The organism is Stenotrophomonas sp. TWI809 (assembly GCF_039673205.1).
Taxonomy (GTDB): Bacteria; Pseudomonadota; Gammaproteobacteria; order Xanthomonadales; family Xanthomonadaceae; genus Stenotrophomonas.
The window spans coordinates 1-25,090 of the sequence record NZ_JBDJLE010000020.1 but is presented as its reverse complement, the minus strand read 5'-3'; the positions used below and the strand labels follow the sequence as shown (position 1 = coordinate 25,090).

34 protein-coding genes and 1 pseudogene are annotated in these 25,090 nt (G+C 63.9%); 4 read left to right on the top strand and 31 right to left on the bottom strand.

Annotated features, from left to right (window positions below; genetic code table 11):
- The first annotated feature begins 324 nt into the window (after positions 1 to 324).
- From typA to ABE472_RS14460, 3 genes are read left to right on the top strand one after another with little or no spacing between them, the layout of a single operon-like run.
- Positions 325 to 2,172, top strand: a complete 1,848-nt coding sequence (typA, locus tag ABE472_RS14470) for a translational GTPase TypA (protein ID WP_346466512.1) — start codon at positions 325 to 327, stop codon at positions 2,170 to 2,172.
- A 14-nt stretch (positions 2,173 to 2,186) separates the two neighbouring features.
- Positions 2,187 to 2,672 carry a DUF2127 domain-containing protein gene (locus ABE472_RS14465; RefSeq protein WP_121042900.1) on the top strand — a complete coding sequence of 162 codons (486 nt, stop codon included), beginning with the start codon at positions 2,187 to 2,189 and terminating at the stop codon, positions 2,670 to 2,672.
- A 55-nt stretch (positions 2,673 to 2,727) separates the two neighbouring features.
- Complete coding sequence (locus tag ABE472_RS14460; RefSeq protein ID WP_346464614.1) at positions 2,728 to 4,344, top strand: amidase; 1,617 nt, start codon at positions 2,728 to 2,730, stop codon at positions 4,342 to 4,344.
- Positions 4,345 to 4,422: 78 nt separating this feature from the next.
- Here ABE472_RS14460 and ABE472_RS14455 read toward each other — a convergent pair whose 3' ends face one another.
- Together ABE472_RS14455 and ABE472_RS14450 are read right to left on the bottom strand one after the other, a co-directional pair.
- The gene (locus ABE472_RS14455) at positions 4,423 to 5,562 is read right to left on the bottom strand and encodes a mechanosensitive ion channel family protein (RefSeq protein WP_313219142.1); all 1,140 of its coding nucleotides are present in this window, start codon (positions 5,560 to 5,562) and stop codon (positions 4,423 to 4,425) included.
- 112 nt (positions 5,563 to 5,674) lie between these two features.
- The gene (locus ABE472_RS14450; protein WP_121042896.1) at positions 5,675 to 7,066 is read right to left on the bottom strand and encodes a 3-deoxy-7-phosphoheptulonate synthase class II; all 1,392 of its coding nucleotides are present in this window, start codon (positions 7,064 to 7,066) and stop codon (positions 5,675 to 5,677) included.
- Positions 7,067 to 7,279: 213 nt separating this feature from the next.
- Between ABE472_RS14450 and ABE472_RS14445 the strand changes: the two genes are divergently transcribed.
- Positions 7,280 to 9,406, top strand: coding sequence for a TonB-dependent receptor (locus ABE472_RS14445; protein ID WP_346466511.1), 2,127 nt, complete (start codon positions 7,280 to 7,282; stop codon positions 9,404 to 9,406).
- Between the two features lie 114 nt (positions 9,407 to 9,520).
- On the opposite strand, the gene ABE472_RS14440 is transcribed toward ABE472_RS14445, so the two are convergent.
- The 29 genes and pseudogenes from ABE472_RS14440 to ABE472_RS14300 all read right to left on the bottom strand — a co-directional run.
- Positions 9,521 to 10,030: a disulfide bond formation protein B gene (locus ABE472_RS14440; protein WP_070426690.1), complete on the bottom strand. Its 510-nt coding sequence runs from the start codon at positions 10,028 to 10,030 to the stop codon at positions 9,521 to 9,523.
- 386 nt (positions 10,031 to 10,416) lie between these two features.
- The gene (rplQ, locus tag ABE472_RS14435; protein ID WP_123728453.1) at positions 10,417 to 10,803 is read right to left on the bottom strand and encodes a 50S ribosomal protein L17; all 387 of its coding nucleotides are present in this window, start codon (positions 10,801 to 10,803) and stop codon (positions 10,417 to 10,419) included.
- A gap of 201 nt (positions 10,804 to 11,004) precedes the next feature.
- Positions 11,005 to 12,003, bottom strand: a complete 999-nt coding sequence (gene rpoA / locus ABE472_RS14430) for a DNA-directed RNA polymerase subunit alpha (RefSeq protein WP_121042890.1) — start codon at positions 12,001 to 12,003, stop codon at positions 11,005 to 11,007.
- A gap of 54 nt (positions 12,004 to 12,057) precedes the next feature.
- Positions 12,058 to 12,687, bottom strand: coding sequence for a 30S ribosomal protein S4 (rpsD, locus tag ABE472_RS14425; RefSeq protein ID WP_019186164.1), 630 nt, complete (start codon positions 12,685 to 12,687; stop codon positions 12,058 to 12,060).
- 14 nt (positions 12,688 to 12,701) lie between these two features.
- Positions 12,702 to 13,091, bottom strand: a complete 390-nt coding sequence (rpsK, locus tag ABE472_RS14420; RefSeq protein ID WP_017355427.1) for a 30S ribosomal protein S11 — start codon at positions 13,089 to 13,091, stop codon at positions 12,702 to 12,704.
- Between the two features lie 12 nt (positions 13,092 to 13,103).
- Positions 13,104 to 13,460 carry a 30S ribosomal protein S13 gene (gene rpsM / locus ABE472_RS14415; protein WP_019186163.1) on the bottom strand — a complete coding sequence of 119 codons (357 nt, stop codon included), beginning with the start codon at positions 13,458 to 13,460 and terminating at the stop codon, positions 13,104 to 13,106.
- Positions 13,461 to 13,805: 345 nt separating this feature from the next.
- Positions 13,806 to 15,161 (bottom strand): preprotein translocase subunit SecY, encoded by a 1,356-nt coding sequence (gene secY / locus ABE472_RS14410; RefSeq protein WP_019186162.1) that lies wholly within the window; start codon positions 15,159 to 15,161, stop codon positions 13,806 to 13,808.
- A gap of 3 nt (positions 15,162 to 15,164) precedes the next feature.
- Positions 15,165 to 15,608, bottom strand: coding sequence for a 50S ribosomal protein L15 (gene rplO / locus ABE472_RS14405; protein WP_019186161.1), 444 nt, complete (start codon positions 15,606 to 15,608; stop codon positions 15,165 to 15,167).
- Positions 15,609 to 15,612: 4 nt separating this feature from the next.
- Positions 15,613 to 15,804: a 50S ribosomal protein L30 gene (gene rpmD / locus ABE472_RS14400; RefSeq protein WP_259261111.1), complete on the bottom strand. Its 192-nt coding sequence runs from the start codon at positions 15,802 to 15,804 to the stop codon at positions 15,613 to 15,615.
- Positions 15,797 to 16,336 (bottom strand): 30S ribosomal protein S5, encoded by a 540-nt coding sequence (gene rpsE / locus ABE472_RS14395; RefSeq protein WP_313209665.1) that lies wholly within the window; start codon positions 16,334 to 16,336, stop codon positions 15,797 to 15,799. Before rpsE ends, rpmD begins: the two co-directional genes overlap by 8 nt.
- 158 nt (positions 16,337 to 16,494) lie before the next feature.
- Positions 16,495 to 16,848 (bottom strand): 50S ribosomal protein L18, encoded by a 354-nt coding sequence (gene rplR, locus ABE472_RS14390; protein WP_123728451.1) that lies wholly within the window; start codon positions 16,846 to 16,848, stop codon positions 16,495 to 16,497.
- A 32-nt stretch (positions 16,849 to 16,880) separates the two neighbouring features.
- Positions 16,881 to 17,408, bottom strand: a complete 528-nt coding sequence (rplF, locus tag ABE472_RS14385) for a 50S ribosomal protein L6 (RefSeq protein WP_121042880.1) — start codon at positions 17,406 to 17,408, stop codon at positions 16,881 to 16,883.
- A gap of 18 nt (positions 17,409 to 17,426) precedes the next feature.
- Positions 17,427 to 17,825, bottom strand: coding sequence for a 30S ribosomal protein S8 (gene rpsH, locus ABE472_RS14380; protein ID WP_019186156.1), 399 nt, complete (start codon positions 17,823 to 17,825; stop codon positions 17,427 to 17,429).
- 241 nt (positions 17,826 to 18,066) lie between these two features.
- Entirely contained in the window at positions 18,067 to 18,372 is a 306-nt protein-coding gene (rpsN, locus tag ABE472_RS14375) for a 30S ribosomal protein S14 (RefSeq protein WP_121042878.1), read from the bottom strand.
- Between the two features lie 18 nt (positions 18,373 to 18,390).
- Positions 18,391 to 18,933, bottom strand: coding sequence for a 50S ribosomal protein L5 (gene rplE, locus ABE472_RS14370; RefSeq protein ID WP_019186154.1), 543 nt, complete (start codon positions 18,931 to 18,933; stop codon positions 18,391 to 18,393).
- Positions 18,934 to 18,944: 11 nt separating this feature from the next.
- Entirely contained in the window at positions 18,945 to 19,262 is a 318-nt protein-coding gene (gene rplX, locus ABE472_RS14365) for a 50S ribosomal protein L24 (RefSeq protein WP_017355416.1), read from the bottom strand.
- Between the two features lie 16 nt (positions 19,263 to 19,278).
- On the bottom strand, positions 19,279 to 19,647 hold the full coding sequence (gene rplN, locus ABE472_RS14360; RefSeq protein ID WP_017355415.1) for a 50S ribosomal protein L14: 369 nt from the start codon (positions 19,645 to 19,647) through the stop codon (positions 19,279 to 19,281).
- Positions 19,648 to 19,660: 13 nt separating this feature from the next.
- Positions 19,661 to 19,930, bottom strand: coding sequence for a 30S ribosomal protein S17 (rpsQ, locus tag ABE472_RS14355; protein WP_121042876.1), 270 nt, complete (start codon positions 19,928 to 19,930; stop codon positions 19,661 to 19,663).
- Positions 19,931 to 19,941: 11 nt separating this feature from the next.
- Positions 19,942 to 20,127, bottom strand: coding sequence for a 50S ribosomal protein L29 (gene rpmC, locus ABE472_RS14350; RefSeq protein ID WP_019186151.1), 186 nt, complete (start codon positions 20,125 to 20,127; stop codon positions 19,942 to 19,944).
- Positions 20,127 to 20,540, bottom strand: coding sequence for a 50S ribosomal protein L16 (rplP, locus tag ABE472_RS14345; protein WP_019186150.1), 414 nt, complete (start codon positions 20,538 to 20,540; stop codon positions 20,127 to 20,129). The genes rpmC and rplP overlap by 1 nt, the downstream gene beginning before the upstream one ends.
- Before the next feature lie 5 nt (positions 20,541 to 20,545).
- The gene (gene rpsC, locus ABE472_RS14340) at positions 20,546 to 21,280 is read right to left on the bottom strand and encodes a 30S ribosomal protein S3 (RefSeq protein ID WP_019186149.1); all 735 of its coding nucleotides are present in this window, start codon (positions 21,278 to 21,280) and stop codon (positions 20,546 to 20,548) included.
- 17 nt (positions 21,281 to 21,297) lie between these two features.
- Complete coding sequence (gene rplV / locus ABE472_RS14335; protein ID WP_017355410.1) at positions 21,298 to 21,633, bottom strand: 50S ribosomal protein L22; 336 nt, start codon at positions 21,631 to 21,633, stop codon at positions 21,298 to 21,300.
- Between the two features lie 12 nt (positions 21,634 to 21,645).
- Positions 21,646 to 21,915, bottom strand: a complete 270-nt coding sequence (gene rpsS / locus ABE472_RS14330; protein ID WP_019186148.1) for a 30S ribosomal protein S19 — start codon at positions 21,913 to 21,915, stop codon at positions 21,646 to 21,648.
- A 6-nt stretch (positions 21,916 to 21,921) separates the two neighbouring features.
- On the bottom strand, positions 21,922 to 22,749 hold the full coding sequence (rplB, locus tag ABE472_RS14325; RefSeq protein WP_038690292.1) for a 50S ribosomal protein L2: 828 nt from the start codon (positions 22,747 to 22,749) through the stop codon (positions 21,922 to 21,924).
- Between the two features lie 10 nt (positions 22,750 to 22,759).
- Positions 22,760 to 23,059: a 50S ribosomal protein L23 gene (gene rplW / locus ABE472_RS14320; RefSeq protein WP_019186147.1), complete on the bottom strand. Its 300-nt coding sequence runs from the start codon at positions 23,057 to 23,059 to the stop codon at positions 22,760 to 22,762.
- Positions 23,056 to 23,661, bottom strand: coding sequence for a 50S ribosomal protein L4 (gene rplD, locus ABE472_RS14315; protein ID WP_346466510.1), 606 nt, complete (start codon positions 23,659 to 23,661; stop codon positions 23,056 to 23,058). Before rplD ends, rplW begins: the two co-directional genes overlap by 4 nt.
- A 12-nt stretch (positions 23,662 to 23,673) precedes the next feature.
- Positions 23,674 to 24,324, bottom strand: a complete 651-nt coding sequence (rplC, locus tag ABE472_RS14310; protein ID WP_019186145.1) for a 50S ribosomal protein L3 — start codon at positions 24,322 to 24,324, stop codon at positions 23,674 to 23,676.
- A gap of 11 nt (positions 24,325 to 24,335) precedes the next feature.
- Positions 24,336 to 24,647 (bottom strand): 30S ribosomal protein S10, encoded by a 312-nt coding sequence (rpsJ, locus tag ABE472_RS14305; protein ID WP_010341589.1) that lies wholly within the window; start codon positions 24,645 to 24,647, stop codon positions 24,336 to 24,338.
- Positions 24,648 to 24,980: 333 nt separating this feature from the next.
- Positions 24,981 to 25,090 (bottom strand): annotated as a pseudogene (locus ABE472_RS14300) (elongation factor Tu); the annotation flags it as partial.

Below are 25,090 nucleotides of genomic sequence, written 5' to 3'. Positions count from 1 at the left end.
CGGGGGTTTGTCGTTAGCCCCATAGGATACACCGCGCCCCCTGACCAACGGGCGCCTGTTGGACAAACGCGTCGCCACGCGCCCAGGCACCTCCGCGCCGACACGGAAACGCTTTGCTGAATGCCTCAGGGACAGCGGCAGTGCCGGCCGTTGGCCGGCAGCCAGGCAGAACCTGCCGGAGATCATGGGGCTGCCGGCCAGCGGCCGGCACTACCTGAATGCCCGTCCGGCAAGGCTTGCGAGGCACTTTTCGCGATTGGTCATCTTGGCCGTATAATGTTGGACTTCTTTTTCCAAATCCGGCGCCGACTGGCCCCCTTTCGCATGTCTATCGAAAATCTTCGCAACATCGCCATCGTCGCCCACGTCGACCACGGTAAGACCACCCTCGTCGACCAGCTGCTCAAGCAGTCCGGCACCCTCTCCGAGCGCACCGTGCTCGCCGAGCGCGTGATGGACAGCAATGACCAGGAAAAGGAACGCGGCATCACCATCCTGGCCAAGAACACGGCCATCACCTGGGAAGACAAGAAGACCGGTATCAAGAACCGGATCAACATCGTCGACACCCCGGGACACGCCGACTTCGGCGGCGAAGTGGAGCGCGTGCTGTCGATGGTCGACACGGTGCTGATCCTCGTCGACGCGATGGACGGCCCGATGCCGCAGACCCGCTTCGTGACCCAGAAGGCCTTCGCGATGGGCTTCAAGCCGATCGTCGTGGTGAACAAGGTCGACCGTCCGGGCTCGCGTCCGGATTGGGTGATCGACCAGGTCTTCGACCTGTTCGACAAGCTCGGCGCCACCAATGAGCAGCTCGACTTCCCGATCGTCTACGCCTCGGCCCTGAACGGCTACGCTGGCCTGGAAGACACCGTGCGCGACGGCGACATGACCCCGCTGTACGAAGCGATCATGCAGCACGCGCCGATGCCGGAAGTGGACCCGGAAGGTCCGTTCCAGATGCGCATCAGCCAGCTGGACTACAACAACTTCGTGGGCGTGATCGGCATCGGCCGCGTGCAGCGCGGCACCCTGAAGAAGGGCATGCAGGTCGCGGTGATCGACCGTGAAGGCAAGAAGCGCAACGGCAAGGTCGCGCAGGTGCTGGGCTTCCTGGGCCTGGAGCGCATCGAGCAGGACACCGCCGAGGCCGGCGACATCGTCGCCATCTCCGGTATTGCCGAGCTGACCATTTCCGACACCCTGTGCCACCCGGACACCCCGGAAGCACTGCCGGCACTGACCGTCGATGAACCGACGATCTCGATGACCTTCCAGGTCAACAACTCGCCGTTCGCCGGCAACAAGGACCTGTCCGGTGGCAAGTTCCTGACCAGCCGCCAGATCAAGGACCGTCTGGACCGCGAACAGGTCCACAACGTGGCCCTGAAGGTCGAACAGCTGGAAGACGCCGACAAGTTCCTGGTCTCCGGCCGTGGCGAACTGCACCTGTCGGTGCTGATCGAAAACATGCGTCGCGAAGGCTACGAGCTGGCCGTGTCGCGCCCGGAAGTGATCATCAAGCAGATCGACGGCCAGGCCATGGAGCCGATCGAGCAGCTGGTGGTGGACATCGAAGAGCAGCACCAGGGCGGCGTGATGGAAAAGCTGGGCACCCGCAAGGGCCAGCTGAAGAACATGGAGCCGGACGGCAAGGGCCGTGTGCGCCTGGAATACCAGATCCCGGCCCGTGGCCTGATCGGTTTCCAGAACGAGTTCAAGACCCTGACCCAGGGTTCGGGCCTGCTGTTCCACGTGTTCGACCATTACGGCCCGAAGGAACAGGGTTCGATCGCCAAGCGCCAGAACGGCGTGATGATCGCCAATGCCCCGGGTGCCACCCCGGCGTACTCCCTGGGCCCGCTGCAGGAACGCGGCAAGCTGTTCGCGGCTGAAGGCGACAACGTGTATGAAGGCCAGCTGGTCGGCATCCACTCCAAGGACAACGACCTGACCGTCAACGCGATCAAGACCAAGCCGCTGACCAACATGCGCGCCTCGGGCAAGGACGATGCGATCCAGCTGACCCCGGCGATCAAGTACTCGCTGGAGCAGGCCCTGGACTTCATCGAAGACGACGAGCTGGTCGAGATCACCCCGAAGGAAATCCGCCTGCGCAAGAAGGGCCTGACCGAAAGCGACCGGAAGAAGGCTTCGCGCGGCGGCTGATCGGACCCATTGTCGTGATCGACAAGCCCTACAACCCGGATCCTCACAAGCATCCGGGGCTTCACCTGATCGCCTTGCTGGAAGCCAGCAAGGCGGTTCTGGCGCTATTGGCTGCGACCGGGCTGGAAATGCTCGGTCCGCAGCCCCTGCGCGATGCGGTCAATGCCCTGATCCGCCGGTTCAGCCTGGACCCGGATCACGGCACCCTGCCCTCGCTGCTCAACATGATCAGCCCCGATGCGGTGCATCTGGCGGCTGCTGCGATGGTCGCCTACGGCGTCCTGCACCTTTTCGAGGCCTGGGGCCTCTGGCGCGCCAAAGCCTGGGCCTCCTGGCTGGGCTGCGTCACCGCCGGCATCTACCTGCCGTTCGATATCTACGCCATCCTCCGGCACCCGGGCTGGGCCTCGTGGTCGGTGCTGGTGATCAATCTGATCGTGGTCGGCGTGCTCGCCCGCGATATCCGCAAACGCCACGGCACGATCGCCAACGCGGCTTGAGTTGCCAAGCGCCGCCTGTGCTGGTTAGCCTGTCGGCCGGTTCGGGGGGACAGGCATGCGCCTGACACTGACATCACTGATGCTCATCGCGCTGGCCGGCTGCAGCCCGGGCCCGGTGCCCCTGCACGCCCGTGAATCGCCCACGCCCTCACCGACCGTGGCGCTGCCATTCGCCTATGCCGAGGCTGACATCGGCGATCTGCAGGCGCGGATGGCCAGCGGCGAGCTGGACAGCGTCACGCTGGCCCACGCCTACCTGGACCGCATCGCCCGCCTCGACCGGGCCGGCCCGCGCCTGCGCGCGGTGATCGAGCTCAACCCCGATGCACTGCGCGAGGCCGCCCAGCTGGACGCCGAGCGCCGCCAGGGGCAGCTGCGCGGCCCACTGCACGGCATCCCGCTGCTGCTCAAGGACAACATCGGCGCCAGCCCCATGAGCACCACGGCCGGTTCGCTCGCGCTGGAAGGCTTCCGCCCCGACGATGCGTTCCTGGTCAAGCGGCTGCGCGCGGCCGGTGCGCTGATCCTGGGCAAGACCAACCTCAGCGAGTGGGCCAACTTCCGCTCCAGCCAATCGATCTCCGGCTGGAGCGCGCGCGGCGGCCAGACGCGCAATCCCTACCGGCTCAGTCACACCCCGTGCGGCTCCAGCAGTGGCAGCGCGGTGGCGGTCTCGGCCAATCTGGCGGTGGCCGCGATCGGCACCGAGACCGACGGCAGCATCGTCTGCCCGGCCGCGGTCAACGGCGTGGTCGGCTTGAAGCCAACCGTGGGACTGGTCAGCCGCGAAGGCATCATCCCGATCTCTTTCAGCCAGGACACCGCCGGCCCGATGGCACGCAGCGTGGCAGACGCGGCCGCCCTGCTGACCGCCATGGCCGGCCGTGACGAGGCCGACCCGGCCACCGCGACCATGCCGGGGCGCGCCGTGTACGACTACAGCTCGCGCTTGAACGCCGATGGCCTGCGCGGTGCGCGGATCGGCGTGCTGTATGGCGACCTGATGCAGAAGCCGGGCATCGCCCCGGCCCTGCAGCATGCGGTCGCCGTGCTGCGCGACGCGGGTGCGACGGTGGTGCCGGTGCGGTTGCCGACCCAGGGCCAGTGGCAGGAGGCTGAGCAGATCGTGCTGATGCATGAGTTCAAGGCTGGGCTGCAGCGCTACTTCACCACCTACCAGGCGCCGGTACGCACGCTGGACGACGTCATCGCGTGGAACCGGCAGCATGCGGGCAAGGAACTGGCGCTGTTCGATCAGGACCTGATGGACACCGCCGCCACCATGGGCGGCCTCGGCACCCCGGCGTACATCCGCGCACGCAGCGATGCGCGCCGGTTGGCCGGTCCGGAAGGCATCGATGCCGTGCTGCGCGAGCAGAACCTCGATGCGCTGGTGGCACCGACCACCGGGGTGGCCTGGCCGATCCGGCCCGGCCGCGGCGATGACTTCCCCGGTGAAAGCTACAGCGCGGCCGCGGTGGCGGGGTACCCCAGCCTGACCGTGCCGATGGCGCACGTGAACGGGCTGCCGCTGGGGCTGCTGTTCATGGGCACCGCCTGGAGCGAGCCGCGGTTGATCGAGCTGGGCTACGCCTACGAGCAACGCACCCGCGCGCGTCGCCCGCCGCGGTTCCAGACCGACAGCCTGCTGACGAACGGCGTCGCGCCCTGAGCGGCGTGTACCGGCCAACGGTCGGTACCTACCCGAGAACGTACGCCCCGCGTTGGTAGTGCCGGCCGCTGGCCGGCATTACCGGGATGCGTCACCCGGGTCTGGCAGGAGCGCCGGCTCACCATCTTCGGCACCGGGCGAGCGCACATCGTCGGCTGGCTGCGAGCGTGCGCGACGGCTCGGCGTCACTTCCTGATTGAGCTCGGCACGGGTGCGCGGCAACGACTGAGGATGTTCGCGCGCGAGAAAATCGAGCATGCGTTCGCGCACGATGCAGCGTAGATCAAAGGCATCGCCGGAATTGCGCGCACTCACCAGCAGACGTACCTGCAGGGTGTGCTCGCTGGTTTCGGTCACCTGGGTTACGCAGACCTGGCCATCCCACAGCGCCTCGCCTTTGCAGATGCGCTCCAGCTCGGCGCGGATCGCCGGGATCGGCGCGGTGTAATCCAGCCACAGGAAGGCGGTGCCGAGCAGATCGGCGCTGCGCCGGGTCCAGTTCTGGAACGGGTGTTCGATGAACCAGGTCAACGGCACCACCATCCGCCGCGCATCCCAGATCCGCACCACCACATAGCTGCTGTTGATCTCTTCGACCCGGCCCCACTCGCCCTCGACGATCACCACATCGTCCAGCCGGATCGGCTGGGTCAAGGCGATCTGCAGGCCAGCGATCAGGTTGCCGAATACCGGCTTGGCCGCGATACCGGCGACCAGGCCGATGATGCCCGCCGAGGCCAGCAGCGCGGTGCCGATCTGGCGCACCATCGGGAAGGTGAGCAGGATCAGCGAGACGCCGACCAGGATGATCGCGCCCATCAACACACGGCTCAGCACCCGGGTCTGGGTCTGGATGCGGCGTGCTTCGAGGTTGTCGGCCACCTCCATCGGATGGTCGCGCAGGATCGCCTGCTCGCCCGCGGCCACGGCCCGCACCAGCAGCCAGATGACGCAGCCGGTCACACCGATGTGCAGCAGCCGCAGCGCCTGCTCGAGCCGATGCTCCTGCAGCGGCGTCGCTTCCAGCGCGGGAATCAGCAGCAACAGCGGCAGGGCGAACGCCAGCGGTCGGCTGATCACGCGCGCGATGCGGGCGCGGCGGTAGTCGCGGTCTTTCAGTCGCCGCGTCAACGCCATCAACAACCACCAGCCGCTGACCCCGATCGCCAGTGCGATCGAGATCGGCCATAGATACAACGCTGCCTGCTGCCAGTCCACGGTCACTGCACGCTCCTGTGTTCTCCGCAAGGAAGTGCACAGCATGCCGGTGCCGCCATGACCATCGTGTCAGGCGAATGTAAGGTGCGTGTCGAGGACACGCACCTTACATTCAGTCGGCGTAGTGCGCCTGCTTGCGCACGATCGCCATCGCGATTTCCAGCGACTGCTCGTAGTTCAGGCGCGGATCCACCGAGGAACGGTAGGCACGCTCCAGATCGCGCTCGGTCAACTCGCGCGCACCGCCGGTGCATTCGGTCACGTCCTCACCGGTCAGCTCCAGGTGCACGCCGCCCAGCCGCGTGCCGGCCGCGGCGTGCAGGTCGAAGGACATCTCGACCTCGCCACGCACGTTGTCGAAACGACGCGTCTTGTAGCCGTTGCTGGTGCTCTCGGTGTTGCCATGCATCGCATCGCACACCCACAGCACGCGCCGGCCATCGCGCTTGACCGCGTTCAACAGCGGCGGCAGTTTTTCGGCGATCTGTGCCGCCCCCATGCGGTGGATGAAGCTCAGGCGGCCCGGCTCGTCCTCGGGGTTGAGCACGTCGATCAGGCGCAGCAGCTGGTCCGGCTGCACCGACGGGCCCACCTTGATCGCGATCGGGTTGCGCACGCCACGCAGATACTCCACGTGCGCGCCATCGAGCGCTGCGGTGCGCATGCCAATCCACGGGTAATGCGTGCTCAGGTTCAACCAGCCCTGCTGGCGCGGCACCTGGCGGGTCAGCGCCTGCTCGTAGGGCAGCAGCAGCGCTTCGTGCGAGGTGTAGAAATCGATCCGGTTGAGGTTGTACACCTGCGTGCCGGACAGCGTTTCCATGAAACGCACCGCATCGCCGATCGAGGACACCATCTTCTGGTAATCGGTGGCCAGCGGCGAGTGCCGCACCCACTCCAGGTTCCAGTATTCGGGATGGTGCAGATCGGCGAAGCCGCCATCGATCAGCGCCCGCACGAAGTTCATCGTCATCGCCGAGTGCGCATGCGCCTGCAGCATCCGGCGCGGGTCCGGCAGACGCGCAGCTTCAGTGAACTCCGGCGCATTGATCACATCGCCGCGGTAGCTGGGCAGGGTCAGGCCGTCGCGGGTTTCAGTATCGGCCGAGCGCGGCTTGGCGTACTGCCCGGCAAAACGCCCGACCCGGATCACCGGCTTGCGCATGCCGTGCACCAGCACCAGGCTCATCTGCAGCAGCACTTTGAGCCGGTTGGAGATGGTGGTGGATTCGCAATCGCTGAAGTTCTCCGCGCAGTCACCGCCCTGCAGCAGGAAGCGCTTGCCTTCCTGCGCATCGGCCAGCTGCTGCTTGAGCGCCAGGATTTCCCAGGAGGTCACCAGCGGCGGCAGCCGCTTGAGCTCGTGCAGGGCGGCATCCAGCGCCAGCGGGTCCGGGTAGGTCGGCATCTGCAGCGCCGGCTTGCCACGCCAGCTCTCCGGCGACCAGGCAGCGTCGACAGCGGTCGCGGCGGGATCGGCTACAGGCGGGGCGGACAGGCTCATCACGGACTTCCGGGGTGTGGGGCCGGTCATGGTCGCAGAGCGCGCCCCCGGCGCAAAGGGGCGGGCACGCGCCCGGAGGCTGAACGCTGAAGAAAGGACACGGCGATCGGCCAGATCGCGCATGGTCCAGCGGCATCGGACAGGCGCATGATTTGTTACGGAGTAACACTTGCCAGGCCGGCCCCTCCTCCATCGCCCAGCCAAGCCATCCTCATGAAGCCCTCCCTGCTTGCTACCGGTATTGCTGTTTCCCTGGCCCTGACCGGCCTGCCCGCCCTCGCCGCCGCCGCCACCAGCGCCGCCCCTGCCGTCACCGATCTGGACGCGGTCACGGTCAGCGCCAAACTCGACCAGGCGCGCAATGCGCTGTCGCCGGATATCGGCAGCAGCCAGTACCAGATCACTGCCGAAGACATCCAGAACCTGCCGCTGGGCGCCTCCACCCCGTTGAACCAGGTGTTGCTGCAGGCGCCGGGGGTGGTCCAGGATTCCTACGGTGGCGTCCACGTGCGCGGCGACCATGCCAACCTCCAGTACCGGCTCAACGGCGTCCTGCTGCCCGAATCGATCTCCGGCTTCGGCCAGACGCTGGACGCCCGCGCGATCAAGAGCATCCGCCTGATGGACGGCGCGCTGCCGGCGCAGTTCGGCGAGCGCACGGCCGCCGTGGTCGACATCACCACCCGCAGCGGCGCCGAGCTGGGCAATGGCGGGAGTGCCGGCCTCACTGCCGGCTCCTACGGCAAGGTCAACCCCAACGCCTCGTGGTGGGGCAGCCAGGGCCGCTGGAGCTGGTACCTGACCGGCAACTACGACCAGAACCAGGTCGGCATGGAAAACCCCACCGCCTCGCGCCGGCCGGACCACGATGACACCCACCAGGGGAAGGCATTCGCCGACCTGACCTATCTGGTCAACGACGACACCCGCCTGAGCCTGTTCGCCGGGTTCTCCAACAACCGCTTCCAGATCCCGGTCAACCCCGGCCAGACCTCGCAGTTCGGCTACCTGGACACGGTCACTGCGGACTCCGCCGCGCTGGACGAAACCCAGCGCGAGACCACCCGCTTCGGCATGCTGGTGCTGCAGGGCGCGCTGGGCAGCACCGCCTACCAGGTCTCGGCCGGGCAGCGGTACAGCGACCTGTCCTTCCACCCGGACCTGGCCGGCGATCTGATCTTCAACGGCGTTGCCTCACAGGTGGAGCGCAGCAACCGCGCCAACACCGTGCAGGCCGATTCCTCCACCCCGCTGGGCGAAAACCACACCTTGCGCTACGGCCTGTACGTCAACGCCGAACGCGCCCGCGCCGGCAGCGACACCTGGGTGTTCCCGGTCGACGCCGACGGCCAACAGGCCAGCACCGCGCCCCGGCGCATTCCGGAGGCGAGCGCCTTCAACGCCACCACCACCGCGGTCTATCTGCAGGACGAATGGCGCCTCGGCGACGACTGGACCGTGAACTACGGCCTGCGCGGCGACCGCTACAAGGCGTTCGGTGGCACTGAAGGCCAGCTCAGCCCGCGGGTGGGCGTGGTCTGGAACGCCACCGACAGCACCACCGTGCACGCCGGGTACTCGCGCTACTTCACCCCGCCGGCCAGCGAACTGGTGGCCAGCAGCGACATCGCACTCTACGACGGCACCACCAACCAGCAACCGGCCGGAGGCAGCACCACGCCGCTGTCCGAGCGCAGCGACTACTACGACATCGGCGTCTCCCAGCAGCTGGGCGAACACCTCACCCTGGGCCTGGACGCTTACGACCGCAAGGTCGACCGCCTGCAGGACGAAGGCCAGTTCGGCGCCGCCTACATCTACTCGACGTTCAACTATCGCCTCGGCCACATCCACGGCGTGGAACTCAGCGCCGACTACAGCAACGGCCCGCTCAGCGCCTACGTCAACGCCGCCTACAACAAGGCCATGGGCAAGCAGGTCATCACCGGCCAGTACAACCTCGATCCCGAGGCACTGGCCTACGTCCAGAACAACTGGATCCATCTGGACCACGATCAGAAACTGACCTCGTCCGGCGGTATCAGCTACGCCTTCGCCGGCCACAACCGTCTTGGCGCCGACTACGTCTTCGGCAGCGGCCTGCGCTCGGATGCCGACGGCATCCCCAACGGCGGCGAACTCCCGGCCTACCTGCAACTCAACCTCAGCGCCGGCCACGACTTCAACGCCGATAGCGGCCACCCGCTGCACGCACAGCTCGCGCTGGTCAACGCCCTGGATCGCAGCTACCAACTGCGCGACGGCGGCGGCATCGGCGTCTTCGCCCCGCAGTGGGGTCCCCGCCGCGGCGCCTACCTCAGCCTGCAGCAGGACTTCTGACCTGAGCGAGGAAGCCCTGCCGTCTGATCAGCTCAGGAGCATCCCTGCCTGATCGCAGCACCCGGCCTGGCCGCCAGACGCGCGCCAGGTCGGGTAGCTGACGTGAAACCGGCCTCAGTGGCGACGACGCGCCCGGAACGCCGTCACCAGCGCCCACACCGCCAAGGCCGCGAACCACACCAGGCTCCACATCGGCATCGTCAGGCCCAGGAACTGCCAATCGATGTTGCCGCAGTTGCCGGTACCGGTCAGCACGGTGCGGAACACCTCGAACGGCCCCATCGTCTCACTGAGGAAACTCAGCGGCGGCCCACAGCTCGAGCCCATGTCCTGCGGCAGCAACTGCACATACACGTGGCGACCGGCAATGCCGATACCGACCGCCGCCGCGATGAAGGCCAGCACCCCATACGTCTTCCGCCCGGCCGGATCCCGCGGACCATGCAGCGCCCCGATCAAGAACAACAGCCCCAGCGCCGCGAACGCAATCCGCTGGAAAATGCACAATGGACACGGCTCCAGCCCCATCTTCAACTGCAGGAAGATCGCATACCCCAACAGTGCCGCGCAGACCAGAAACCCCAACAGGAACTGGGCGCGGAAACTCCAACGCAATGGATTCATTGCCAACACTCGTGAAAGTCCAGGCGCCAAGATTAACAGGGCCGCGACCAGCCGCCACGCAGCCGGCCAACGGCCGGCTCTACCTACGCCGCGCACAGCCCCCGCTTTACCCCATGCGCACCGACCATGTGTGCAGGCGTTGGCGCGGGTGGGTTGTCGGGACCATGAGCGCCATGGATGGCGCGACATGAGCCTCCATGGACGGATTTACGGCGTGTCCCGCCAACCCACCCGCGCCGACGCCCCACCCTCGCACGCAGCGCCATGCTCTTGCCGTGGCCGTGGCCGTGGCCTTGGCCGTGGCCGGTGCCGTTATCACCCCGCAGAAACGGAAAAACCCGGCACAAGGCCGGGTTCTTCACCGAATAACAGGTACAGCTCGAAGATTACTCTTCGACGGCTTCAGCCACAGCAGCCGGACGATCGACCAGCTCAACATAGGCCATCGGCGCATTGTCGCCAGCGCGGAAACCGCACTTCAGCAGACGCAGGTAGCCGCCCGGACGGGTCGCGTAACGCGGGCCCAGGGTGGTGAACAGGTTGCCGACGGCCTCGTTGTCGCGCAGGCGAGCGAACGCCAGACGACGGTTGGCAACCGAATCAACCTTGGCCAGGGTGATCAGCGGCTCGGCAACGCGGCGCAGTTCCTTGGCCTTCGGCAGGGTGGTCTTGATCAGCTCGTGCTTGAACAGCGACGCGGCCATGTTCTTGAACATTGCTTCGCGATGGGCGCTGGTGCGGTTGAACTTACGACCGGACTTCATATGACGCATGACGGTGATTCCTGAAGTGAATGTTGGATCGGTTGGGTATCGCTGTCGCCATCCTGGCGTTGTTGCTTGGACTGCGGATGGTCCGGTGCCAGCCGTCCTGGCTGGCCGTCACCGCAGGCTATCGACCTGTCGGTGCGGAGTGTTGCCGGTGAAGCCCCCGCACCCGAAGGTGCGGGGTCAAGCATCTTGCGTAGCGCTGGATCAGCCGAGCATGCCGTGCTGGGCGACACCGGCCGGCGGCCAGTTCTCCAGCTTCATGCCGAGCGAAAGACCGCGCTGTGCGAGGACTTCCTTGATCTCGGTCAGCGACTTCTTGCCGAGGTTCGGGGTCTTGAGCAGCTCCACTTCGGTCTTCTGGATCAGATCGCCGATGTAATAGATGCTCTCTGCCTTCAGGCAGTTGGCCGAACGCACGGTCAGCTCCAGATCGTCGATCGGGCGCAGCAGCACCGGATCCACGCCGTTGTTGGCCGGCTTCGCCGCACCGCGGTCGCGGTGGGTGAAGTCACCGAAGACCGACAGCTGATCGCTGAGGATGTCGGCGGCAGTGCGCACGGCTTCCTCGGCATCGATCGTTGCGTTGGTTTCGATGTCCAGCACCAGCTTGTCCAGATCGGTACGCTGTTCGACGCGGGCCGCTTCCACCGAATAGGCGACGCGACGGACCGGCGAGAACGACGCATCCAGGACCAGGCGGCCGATGGCACGGGTTTCTTCATCCGGACGACGACGAGCAGCAGCAGGCTGGTAGCCGAAACCGCGCTCGACCTTCAGACGCATGTTGATCGCCACATCCTTGGTGAGATGGCAGATCACATGAGCCGGATTGAGGATCTCGGTGTTATGGTCAATCTTGATATCAGCAGCGGTAACGACACCCGGACCCTGCTTGGACAGCGACAGCGTAGCGTTGTCGCCGGTATGCATGCGGATGGCCACATCCTTCAGGTTGAGCAGGACTTCCAGCACGTCCTCCTGCAAGCCTTCAAGCGTGGTGTACTCGTGCAGTACGCCATCGATTTCGACTTCCGTGATGGCGAAGCCCGGGATGGACGACAGCAGCACGCGACGTAGGGCGTTGCCCAGCGTATGCCCGTAACCACGCTCCAAGGGTTCGATCACGACCTTGGCGCGGGTATCGGTAAGGCGTTCGATCTGCGGACCGCGAGGACGCAGAACCTGGTTGGCGGTAACCGTCATGTTGCGGGTTCTCCTGCGAACCTCCGGTGTGACCCGGAGGTTCTCCAATGTGAATTACTTCGAATACAACTCGACGATCAGCGCTTCGTTGATATCCGCAGGCAGGTCCGAACGATCCGGCACGGCCTTGAAGATGCCGGCGAACTTGCCGGAATCAACTTCAACCCACGACGGACGCAGGTCATGCGTAGCAGACACGGTCAGGGCTTCCTGGACGCGCAGCTGCTTGGCAGCCTTCTCGGACAGAGCGACAGCGTCGCCAGCCTTGACCTGGTACGAAGCCAGATTGACCGACTTGCCGTTCACGGTGACACCGCGGTGCGAGACCAGCTGACGGGCAGCCGGACGGGTCACTGCGAAGCCCATGCGGTAAACGACGTTGTCAAGACGGGTTTCCAGCAACTGCAGCAGGTTCTCGCCGGTGTTGCCCTTCTTGGTCGAGGCCTTCTTGTAGTAGTTGCGGAACTGACGCTCCAGCAGACCGTAGATACGCTTGACCTTCTGCTTTTCACGCAGCTGGGTAGCGTAGTCGGACAGCTTGCCCTTACGGGCAGTGGCGCCGTGCTGGCCGGGCTTCTGCTCCAGCTTGCACTTGGAGTCCAGCGCGCGCGCCGGGCTCTTGAGGGAAAGGTCGGCGCCTTCGCGGCGGGCGAGCTTACAGGTAGGACCGATATAACGAGCCATTTCTTATCGCTCCTTTAGACGCGACGCTTCTTCGGCGGACGGCACCCGTTGTGCGGGATTGGCGTCACGTCGATGATGTTGGTGATCTTGTAGCCCACGTTGTTCAGCGAGCGCACGGCCGACTCACGACCCGGACCCGGGCCCTTGATGCGGACTTCCAGGGACTTGACGCCGTAGTCGAGCGCGGCACGGCCGGCCTTCTCGGCAGCCACCTGGGCAGCGAACGGGGTGGACTTACGCGAACCGCGGAAGCCAGCGCCACCGGAGGTCGCCCACGACAGAGCGTTGCCCTGACGGTCGGTGATGGTCACGATGGTGTTGTTGAAAGAAGCATGGACGTGGGCGACGCCGTCAGTGACGACGCGCTTGATCTTCTTCTTGGTCTTAGCGACGGGCTTAGCCATTTCTTAGGTCCCTTACTTCCTGATCGCCTTGCGCGGGCCCTTGCGGGTGCGGGCGTTGGTACGGGTGCGCTGGCCACGAAGCGGCAGACCGCGACGGTGACGCAGACCGCGGTAGCAGCCCAGATCCATCAGGCGCTTGATCGCGATACCGATTTCACGGCGCAGATCGCCTTCCACGATGTACTTGCCGACTTCGAGACGCAGACGCTCGATTTCCGGCTCCGACAGATCGCGGATCTTGGTGGTCGAGGTCACGCCTGCGGCGTCGCAGACCTTCTTCGAACGGGTACGGCCGATGCCGTAAATGCTTTGCAACCCGACCCAGACGTGCTTCTGGGCTGGCAGGTTGACGCCTGCAATACGCGCCATGACGCGGTTCTCCAGCTGAGTGATGGCCGACAGCGCACCATGGGCGCGCCAATCCGGCAGGATGGATCAAAAAAGTGAACTAGCGATTCTATCAAGGTCTCGGTTTACTGGGAAGCCCGTGGAACCTGAAGGTTCCATGGACCCGGCGTGGGGAGTGTGCCCATGCTCCGGCGCCGGATGTCGTTGACTGCAGAGGTTGCCCCCGCCGCCGCCCGCGCTACTCCCGCGCGGGACCACCACATCACACCCCCACCCGAAACCGCTGCAGGGGCCGCCCTTCGATTTGGAAGGCCAGTCCGGGAACCGGAGAGCCTTCGCAACAAGAAGACTAGTGTAACAGGTCAATCAGCCGCGGGCAAAACCGCCGCGGTTGCCGCCCTTCAGGTTGGCCTTCTTCAACAGGCTCTCATACTGGTGCGACATCAGGTGCGCCTGGATCTGGGCAATGAAGTCCATCACCACCACCACCACGATCAGCAGCGAAGTGCCACCGAAGTAGAACGAGGCGCCGAGCTGGGTGCGCAGGATTTCCGGCAGCAGACAGACGATCACCAGGTACAGCGAACCGGCCGCCGTCAGACGGGTCAGCACGGCATCCACGTAGTCGGCGGTCGCCTTGCCCGGACGGATGCCCGGAATCAGCGCGCCCGACTTCTTCAGGTTGTCGGCGGTTTCCTGCGAGTTGAACACCAGCGCGGTGTAGAAGAACGCGAAACCACTGATCAGCGCGGCGAACACGATCATGTGCAGCGGCTCGCCCGGCCCGAGGGCGTTGGCGACCTTCTGCAGCCACGTGGCCGAACTGGCCTGGCCGGACCACATGGCCAGCGTCGTCGGGAATGCCAGGATGCTCGAGGCGAAAATGGCCGGGATCACGCCCGCCATGTTCAGCTTCAGCGGCAGGAACGAGGTCTGGTTCATGTACGCGTTGCGGCCACCCTGGCGACGTGCGTAGTTCACCGTGATGCGGCGCTGGCCGCGCTCGACGAACACCACGAAGTAGGTGAAGGCCAGCACCACCAGCACGATCAGCAGCAGGGCGATGAAGCTCATGTTGCCGTCGCGGTAGGCTTCCACGGTGTGGATGACCGCGCCCGGCAGGCCGGCCACGATGCCGGCGAAGATGATCAGCGACACACCGTTGCCGATGCCGCGCTCGGTGACCTGCTCACCGACCCACATCAGGAAGATGGTACCGGCGGTCAGCGCGACGATGGCGGTGAGCACGAAGCCCATGCCCGGTGCGTAGACGACCGGGGCACCGCCCGGGGAGACCTGGTTCTGCAGCGCCAGCGCGATGCTGCCGCCCTGCACCACCGCCAGCAACACGGCGCCGATGCGGGAATATTGGGTGATCTTGCGACGACCCGATTCACCTTCCTTCTGCATCGACTTCAATGCGGGGAAGATGTGGACCGCCAGCTGCATCACGATGGATGCCGAGATGTACGGCATCACGTTCAGCGCGAAAATGCTGAAACGGTGCAGGGCGCCGCCCGAGAACATGTTGAACATGTCCACGATGCCGCCGCCCTGCGCCTGCATGAGCGCAAGCATGGCATCGGGATTGACGCCAGGCACCGGCACATAACAGCCGATGCGGTAGACGATCAATGCCCCGATGACGAACAGCAGTCGCTGGCGGAGTTCCGTGAACTTGCCGAGCCCGCCGCCGAGGTTACCAATGCCAGCTTGCGCCATGTCTTACTCCTGTACGCTGCCGCCGGCAGCTTCGATCGCGGCCTTGGCACTGGCCGTTGCAGCGACGCCCTTCAGGGTGAATGCCTTGGTCAGGTCACCCTTCATGACGATCTTGGCACGCTTAGCGGTGCTCGGGACCAGCTTGGCAGCGCGCAGCGCGGCAAAGTCGATCTCGCCAGCTTCCAGACGCTCAAGCTGGTAGGACAGCACTTCAGCCGTGTCCTTGGCGATCTTGGAACGGAAACCGACCTTCGGCAGACGACGCTGCATGGGGGTCTGGCCGCCTTCGAAGCCTGCCTTGATCTTGCCGCCACCCTTACGGGCGAACGAACCCTTGTGGCCGCGGCCGCAGGTCTTGCCCAGGCCGGAGCCGATACCACGACCGACGCGGGTACGCTCTTTACGAGCGCCCGGTGCCGGGCTCAATTCATTCAGATGCATGGTCATTGGATTATTCCTCAACCTTGACGAGGTAGTGGACCTTGTTGATCAGACCGCGAACCTGCGGGCTGTCCTTCAGTTCACGGACATCGTTCAGCTTACCCAGGCCCAGCGCACGCACCGACAGGCGATGACGCGCCTGGGCACCACGCAGGCCGCGAACCAGACGGACCTTGACGGTCTTGACGGTGTCATTAGCCATGGTTGAGATCCTCCACCTTCTTGCCGCGCTTGGCCGCGATGCGGACCGGCGACTGCATTTCGGTCAGACCCTTCAGCGTGGCGCGAACCAGGTTGATCGGGTTACGCGAGCCGACGGCCTTGGCCAGCACGTTCTTGACGCCAACGGCTTCCAGGACGGCGCGCATGGCACCACCGGCAATCACACCGGTACCTTCGGAGGCCGGCATCATGAACACGCGAGCTGCGCCGTGGCCGGACTTCACCGGGTGCCACAACGTGCCGTTGTTCAGATCGACATTGGCCAGGTTCTTGCGAGCCTGTTCCATCGACTTCTGGATCGCGACCGGCACTTCACGCGCCTTGCCGTAACCGAAACCGACCTTGCCTGCGCCGTCACCGACCACGGTCAGTGCGGTGAAGGTGAACTGGCGACCGCCCTTGACGGTCTTGCTGACGCGGTTGACCGCGACCAGCTTTTCGATCATGCCGTCGTCGACTTTCTCTTCGCGGCGATCGCGATCGCGACCCCGCTGCTGACGTTCTTCTGCCATGTTGATTCCTTGATTGATTGAGTATGTACGGCTCAATGCCGCTTATAGCTGTGGAATGAAGCGGTGGATCGAGCGCCCCTGCAGAAGAAGGACGTCGCCCGGCGCAACCCGCGCCGGCAGGCAGGCGGAAGCGGGGACCAGCCCCGCTTCCTTATCCCTTAGAACTGCAGGCCGCCTTCGCGGGCTGCATCAGCCAGTGCCTTGATGCGGCCGTGGTAGCGGTAGCCCGAGCGGTCGAAAGCGACCTTCTCGATGCCCGCAGCCTTGGCGCGCTCGGCGACCAGCTTGCCAACCTTGACGGCGGCGTCGCTGTTCTTGCCGTTCTTCAGGCCTTCCTTGACGTCGGCCTGGGTGGTGTTGGCCGACGCCAGCACCTTGGAGCCATCGGCGGTGAAGACCTGGGCGTACAGGTGCTGACCGGTGCGCAGCACCGACAGGCGCGGCACGCCGAGCACACGGATGTGTGCACGGGTCGACTTGGCACGACGCAGACGAGCGATGTTCTTGTTCATGATCTTTTTCCTTGGAAAGCTGAGGACCTGAATTAGGCCTTCTTGGCTTCCTTACGAATGATGACTTCGCCGGCGTACTTCACACCCTTGCCCTTGTAGGGCTCCGGCGGACGGAAGCCACGGATCTTGGCGGCAACTTCGCCAACGCGCTGCTTGTCGGTGCCCTGGACCAGCACTTCGGTCTGGGTCGGGGTCGAGATGGTGATGCCTTCCGGCGCCACGAACAGGACCGGATGCGAGAACCCGAGCGACAGGTTCAGATCCTTGCCCTGCATGGCGGCACGGTAACCGACGCCGACCAGCTCAAGCTTGCGCTCGAAGCCGTCGGTGACGCCCTTGACCATGTTGGCCAGGATGGCGCGCACGGTGCCGGTGAGGGCGACCAGCGAGGCATCGTTGGCGGCCAGGGTGGCAACGCCGTTGTCGACAGTGATTTCAACGCCGGCAACCTTGGCAAGCGACAGGGTGCCCTTCGGGCCCTTCACGCTGACGGATTCCGGCTGGATGTTCAGTTCAACGCCCTTGGGCAGGTTGACTGGCTTCTTGGCTACGCGGGACATAGTTGGTTCCTTCTCGCCTTAGGCCACGAAGCACAGGACTTCGCCGCCGACGCCCAACTGGCGCGCCTGCGCATCAGTCATGATGCCCTTGGAGGTGGAGATGATGGAGATACCCAGGCCGTTGAGGACCTTCGGCAGCTCGGACTTGCCACGGTACTGGCGCAGACCCGAACGCGAGAAGCGCTTCAGGGTCTCGATGACCGGCTTGCCCTCGAAATACTTCAGGACGATTTCAAGCTCGGCCTTGTTGTTCTCGATCTTGGTCACGCGCAGATCGGTGATGTAGCCTTCGGCCTTCAACACCTCTGCGATTGCCACCTTGATCTTGGACGACGGTGCTTTCACCGTCTGCTTGCCAACCGCGGCCGCATTCTTGATGCGTACCAGCAGGTCGGCGATGGGATCAGTCATGCTCATAGTCGATACCTTTGAGTGCACCGATATCCGCTTTCGCGAAAATCTTGTGTCTACCTGGAATGGGCCAGGGCCCGTCTTCACACACTGCTCACGCCTTGCGGGCGAGCAAGACGCGGGAGTATACGGCAAAAAGAGCCCGACTTGCGTCGGGCTCCCTTAATCCGGGATCAGAGCCGGGAAACCGGCCCTTCTCCCCTGCCCTGCGCCGTGAAGGCACCGGGCAGTTGAAGGGACGAATCCCTTACCAGCTGGCCTTGCGCAGGCCCGGCACGTCACCACGCATGGTGGCTTCGCGCAGCTTGTTACGGCCCAGGCCGAACTTGCTGTACACGCCACGCGGGCGGCCCGAGAGCTCGCAACGGTTGCGGTGACGGCTCGGCGACGAATCGCGCGGCAGCTTCTGCAGCTTGATGACGGCCTCGGCCTTTTCGTCGTACGACGCGGTCGCGCTGGAGATGATCTTCTTCAGCTCTTCACGCTTGCCGGCGTACTTGACGGCCAGCTTCGCACGCTTGAGGTCGCGGTTGACCATGGAGGTCTTTGCCATTTCGGATTCCTCGACGTATCAGTTACGGAACGGGAACTTGAACGCTGCGAGCAGCGCCTTCGCTTCCGCATCGGTCTTGGCGGTGGTGGTGATGGCGATATCCATGCCGCGGATCGCGTCGACAGCGTCGAAGTCGATTTCCGGGAAGATGATCTGTTCCTTCACACCCATGTTGAAGTTGCCACGACCGTCGAAGGAACGACCCGAGACACCACGGAAGTCGCGCACGCGCGGCAACGAGATGTTGATCAGACGGTCCATGAACTCGTACATCTTTTCACGACGCAGCGTGGTCTTGCAGCCGATCGGCCAACCATCGCGGATCTTGAACGATGCCACCGAGACGCGGGACTTGGTCACGATCGGCTTCTGACCGGAGACCTTGGCCATATCGGCGACGGCATTTTCCAGGATCTTCTTGTTCGTGGCTGCTTCGCCGACACCCATGTTCAGGGTGACCTTGACCAGCTTCGGAACCTGCATCGGATTGGTGTAGCCGAACTGCTTCATCAGCGCCGGCACCACTTCTTCCTTGTAAAACTTTTCGAGACGGGAATTCATCTGCTCATTCCTCAGGCGTCGAGCGCCTCACCGCTGGAGCGGAACACACGCAGTTTGCGTCCATCCTCCAGCACCTTGAAGCCAACGCGCTCGCCCTTGCCCGAAGCCGGGTTCAGCACATTCACGTTGGAGATATGGATCGACGCTTCACGCTCGACCACGCCGCCGGCAACGCCTGCCTGCGGGTTCGGCTTGGTGTGGCGCTTGACGATGTTCACGTTGGCGACGATCACACGATCGCCGTCGACGCGGACGACTTCGCCCTGCTTGCCCTTGTCCTTGCCGGTGTTGACGACAACCTGGTCGCCCTTCTTGATACGGTTAGCCATGATTATCTCCTGTCGCTCACAGCACTTCGGGAGCGAGCGAGACGATCTTCATGAACTTCTCGGAACGAAGTTCACGCGTCACCGGTCCGAAGATGCGGGTACCGATCGGCTCTTGCTTGTTGTTGAGCAGGACCGCGGCGTTGGCATCGAAACGGATCAGCGAACCATCGGCGCGACGCACACCCTTGCGGGTACGCACCACGACGGCGTCGAACACTTCACCCTTCTTGACCTTGCCGCGCGGGATTGCATCCTTCACGGTGACCTTGATGATGTCGCCAATGTGCGCGTAGCGGCGCTTGGAGCCGCCGAGCACCTTGATGCACATCACTTCCTTGGCACCGGAATTGTCCGCGACTTCGAGGTAGCTCTGCATCTGGATCATGAGTCAGATCTCCTTATTGAACCGCACGCGTGATGACTTCCACCACGCGCCAGTTCTTGGTCTTGGACATCGGAGCAATCTCGGTCACACGAACGACATCACCTTCGTTGCAGGTGTTGTCGGCGTCGTGTGCGTGCAGCTTGGTCGAACGCTTGATGTACTTGCCGTACAGGGCGTGCTTGACCAGGCGCTCCACCAACACGGTGACCGTCTTGTCCATCTTGTTGCTGACGACACGGCCTTCGACCGTGCGCAGCGTCTTGCTGTCGTTGTTATCGCTCATCGCGGCCATCCTTACTTGGTGCTGCCGAGCAGGGTCTTGACGCGAGCGATCTCGCGGCGAACCCGGCGGGTTTCGTGGGTCTTCGGCAGCTGGCCAGTGACCTGCTGCATACGGAGCGAGAACTGCTCCTTACGCAGGTCGATCAGGTGGCTCTTCAGGTCGTCAGCCGACTTTTCGCGAAGTTGTTTGATATCCATCAGAGCACCGTCCGGGTCACGAAAGTGGTGGTCACGGAGAGCTTGGCGGCAGCCAGGCGGAACGCCTCACGTGCCACGTCTTCTGCGACGCCTTCGATTTCATAGATCATGCGGCCGGGCTGGATCTGGGCTACCCAGTACTCCACGTTGCCCTTACCAGAACCCATTCGGACTTCGATGGGCTTCTTGGTGATCGGCTTGTCGGGGAACACTCGGATCCACATCTTGCCGCCGCGCTTGACGTAGCGGCTGATCGAGCGGCGAGCCGCTTCGATCTGACGCGCGGTCAGCTGACCATGAGCGGTTGCCTTCAGGCCGTATTCGCCGAAGCTGACAGCGTTGCCGCTCCAGCTCAGACCATCGTTACGGCCCTTGTGTACCTTGCGGTATTTGGTTCGCTTGGGTTGCAACATTGTCGTTACCTCGCTTCACGAGCCGGGCGCGACGGACGGTCACCGCGGTCGCCGCGATCGTTACGATCGTTGCGCGGGGAATCGTCCTGCTTTTCCTGGCCAACCTGGGAGAAATCGAAGACTTCGCCCTTGTAGATCCAGACCTTGATGCCGATGATGCCGTAGGTCGTCTTGGCTTCAGCGAAACCATAGTCGATGTCGGCACGCAGCGTATGCAGCGGCACGCGGCCTTCGCGGTACCACTCCGAACGGGCGATTTCCGCGCCGTTCAAGCGGCCACCGACGTTGACCTTGATGCCCAAGGCACCGAGGCGCATCGCGTTGCCGACCGAACGCTTCATCGCGCGGCGGAACATGATGCGACGCTCCAGCTGCTGCGCGATCGACTCGGCAACCAGCTGTGCGTCCAGCTCGGGTTTACGCACTTCGGTGACGTTGATGTGCGCCGGGACGCCCATCATTTCGCTCACTTCCTTGCGCAGCTTCTCGATGTCCTCACCGCGCTTGCCGATCACCACGCCCGGACGGGCGGTGTGGATCGTCACGCGAGCGGTCTTTGCCGGACGCTCGATCAGGATCTTGCTGATGCCGGCCTGCGCAAGCTTCTTGCGCAGCATGTCCCGCACCTTCAGGTCGGCTGCCAGATAACCAGCGAACTCGGCCTTGTTGGCGTACCACTTGGAGTTCCAGTCCTTGGAAATGCCGAGGCGGATACCAATCGGATGAACTTTATGACCCATGGTGTTTTCCTTTCCGCTTACTTGCCGGCGCCCACAACCACAGTGATGTGGCTGGTGCGCTTGAGGATGCGGGTGCCGCGGCCTTTCGCCCGCGCCATGAAACGCTTCAGGGTCGGACCTTCATCTACCATGATGGTCTGTACCTTCAGCTCGTCGACGTCGGCGCCCTGGTTGTTCTCGGCGTTTGCAATAGCCGACTCCACCACCTTCTTGATCAGGTGGGCAGCCTTCTTGTCCGAGAACTTCAGCAGGTTGACCGCACGCTCGGCCGGCAGGCCGCGCACCTGGTCAGCGACCAGGCGGGCTTTCTGCGCAGAGATGCGCGCGGAGCGCAGGATTGCTTTCGCTTCCATTGTCATCTCTCCTTACTTGCCCGACTTCTTGTCACCACCGTGACCCTTGAAGGTCCGGGTGATGGCAAATTCGCCGAGCTTGTGGCCGACCATGTTCTCGTTGACGAGCACCGGAACGTGGTTCTTACCGTTATGAACGGCGATGGTGACGCCTACCATTTCCGGCAGGATCATCGAACGGCGCGACCAGGTTTTGATCGGCTTCTTGCTACCCGCAGCGGCTTCCACCTTCTTGATGAGGTGGTGATCGACAAACGGGCCCTTCTTGAGTGAACGTGCCATGGTCGATTAGCCCCTACGATCGCGGACGATGAATTGCTGGGTGCGCTTGTTCTTGCGCGTCTTGTAACCCTTGGTCGGGACACCCCACGGGGTGACCGGATGCGGGTTGCCCTGGCCGGCCTTCGCCTCACCACCGCCGTGCGGATGGTCAACCGGGTTCATGGCAGCACCACGAACGGTCGGGCGGACACCACGCCAGCGCTTGGCGCCAGCCTTGCCCAGCTTTTCCAGGTTGTGTTCGTCGTTACCGACTTCACCGATGGTGGCGCGGCACTCGACCGGCACCTTACGCATTTCACCCGAGCGCAGGCGCAGGGTGGCGTAGATACCTTCACGAGCGACGAGCTGCACGGCAGCGCCGGCGGCACGCGCGATCTGGGCACCCTTGCCCGGCTTCAGTTCGATGCCGTGGACAGTGGTACCGACCGGGATGTTGCGCAGCGGCAGCGTGTTACCGGTCTTGATCGGCGCATCCGAACCCGCGATCACCTGGTCACCGGCCTTCAGGCCCTTCGGTGCGATGATGTAGCGGCGTTCGCCGTCGACGTAGCACAGCAGGGCGATATGGGCGGTGCGGTTCGGATCGTATTCGATGCGTTCCACGCGCGCCGGAATGCCTTCCTTGTTGCGCTTGAAGTCGATGACGCGGTAGTGCTGCTTGTGACCACCACCCACGTGACGGGTGGTGATGCGGCCGTGGTGGTTACGACCACCGGACTTGCTCTGCGGCTCCAGCAGCGCTGCATGCGGCGCGCCCTTGTGCAGATCGGGCGTGACCACGCGCACGGCCGAACGACGGCCGGGAGAAGTGGGTTTGAATTTCATCAATGGCATGGGATGGACCTCAGGCCTTGGCCGTTACATCGATGGACTGGCCATCGGCGAGACGCACGTACGCCTTGCGCCAATCGCCGCGGCGGCCGGTGCGGTTACGGAAGGACTTGTTCTTGCCCTTCACGTTCAGCACGTTGACCGATTCGACCTTGACGTCGAACAGCTGCTCAACCGCGGCCTTTACATCGGCCTTGGTGGCTTCGTTCGAAACTTCGAAGACATACTGGTTGGAATGTTCCTGCAGGCGCGCGGTCTTTTCGGAGACTCGCGGAGCGCGCAGCACGCTGAAGACTTTTTCGTTGCTGCTCATGCCAGCCACTCCTCGACCTTCTTGACCGCATCAGCGGTGATGACGACCGTGTCGGCACCGACCAGCGACACCGGGTCCAGGCCCTGCACGTCACGCACTTCCACGTAGGGAATGTTGCGCGCCGACAGGTACAGGTGCTCGGAAGCATCTTCGGTGACGATCAGCGGACGCTTGCCCACTTCCAGGCCGGCCAGCTTGGCGATCAGAGCCTTCGTGTTGGTCACTTCGACATCGAAGGACTCCACGATGGTCAGACGGCCCTGGCGGTTCAGCTCGGACAGGATCGCGCACATGGCTGCACGGTACTGCTTACGGTTGACCTTCTGCTCGAAGCTGCGCGGCTTGGCCGCGAAGGTGACACCGCCGCCGATGAAGATCGGAGCCGTCAGTGCGCCATGACGCGCGCCGCCGCCCTTCTGCTTCTTCGACTTCTTGGTGGTACCAGCCACTTCAGAGCGAGTCTTCTGTGCCTTGGTGCCGGCGCGACCGGCGTTGCGGTAAGCAACGACGACCTGGTGAACCAGATCTTCGCTGAAATCGCGACCGAACACGGCATCGGAGACCGAGACCTTGTTGTTGCTACCCGTGATAACGAGTTCCATCGTCATCTCTCCTTATGCCTTGCTAGCCGGACGAACGATCACGTCACCACCCGCTGCGCCCGGAACGGCACCACGGATCGCGATCAGACCACGCTCGACATCGACCTTCACCACTTCAAGGTTCTGGGTGCTCTGCTGCACCGAACCCATGTGGCCGGACATCTTCTTACCCGGGAAAACGCGACCCGGGGTCTGGCGCTGGCCCAAGGAACCCGGCGCGCGATGCGACAGCGAGTTACCGTGGGTTGCATCGCCCATACGGAAGTTGTAGCGCTTGATGGTGCCCTGGAAGCCCTTACCCTTGGTGACACCCTGGACGTCGACCTTCTGGCCAACTTCAAAGATGTCCGCCTTGACTTCGCCGCCAACGGCGAAATCGCCGAGCTGCGCGTCTTCAACGCGGAATTCCCACAGGCCACGGCCCGCGTCGACCTTCGCCTTGGCGAAGTGACCGGCTTCCGGCTTGTTGACCAGGGCAGCGCGACGCGCGCCGACGGTCACCTGCACGGCACTGTAGCCGTCAGCTTCGACGGTCTTGATCTGCGCGATGCGGTTCGGGGTAGCTTCAATCAGGGTTACCGGGATGGCCTGGCCATCTTCGGTGAACACGCGGCTCATGCCAGCCTTGCGGCCCACGAAGCCCAACGAATATTTCTTCGTCATGGTCGTAGTCCTCAGGTCAGCTTGATCTGAACGTCGACGCCGGCAGCCAGTTCGAGCTTCATCAGCGCGTCCACGGTCTTGTCGTTCGGGTCAACGATATCGAGCACGCGCTTATGCGTGCGGGTCTCGTACTGGTCACGCGCGTCTTTATCGACGTGCGGCGAGACGAGAATGGTGTAACGCTCGATCTTGGTCGGCAGGGGGATCGGGCCACGCACTTGCGCGCCGGTCCGCTTTGCCGTTTCTACGATCTCGCTGGCCGAACGGTCGATCAAACGATGATCGAACGCCTTCAGCCGAATCCGGATCTTTTGGTCCGCCATGACGGTGGGTTCCTTCGTTAAAAGAGCGACGGACAAGGCCTCTGGGTTGCCTTGTCCCATGAATATCCTGAATGCAGACGCCGCACATTCCTGCGCGGCGACAAGATCTTTCCGTAGACCTCAAAAATCGAGGCAGACCGGTCTCCCGATCTGCCCAGACAAAAAGTATAGCGCGCATACAAGTTGGCAGTCAACAGGGTCACTGTTGACAAAGCCTGAATGGCGCGACCCTTCCTGGTCTGGGGAACACGAGGAGCATCCTGCGCCTCTTTTCCCGTTTGGTTACACCCCGATGCCCTACCCAGGCAACATCGGGGCGCAGATTCTAGCAGATTACGCGATGATCTTGGAGACCACGCCGGCGCCGACGGTACGGCCGCCTTCGCGAATCGCGAAGCGCAGGCCTTCATCCATGGCGACCGGGTTGATCAGGGTGACAACCA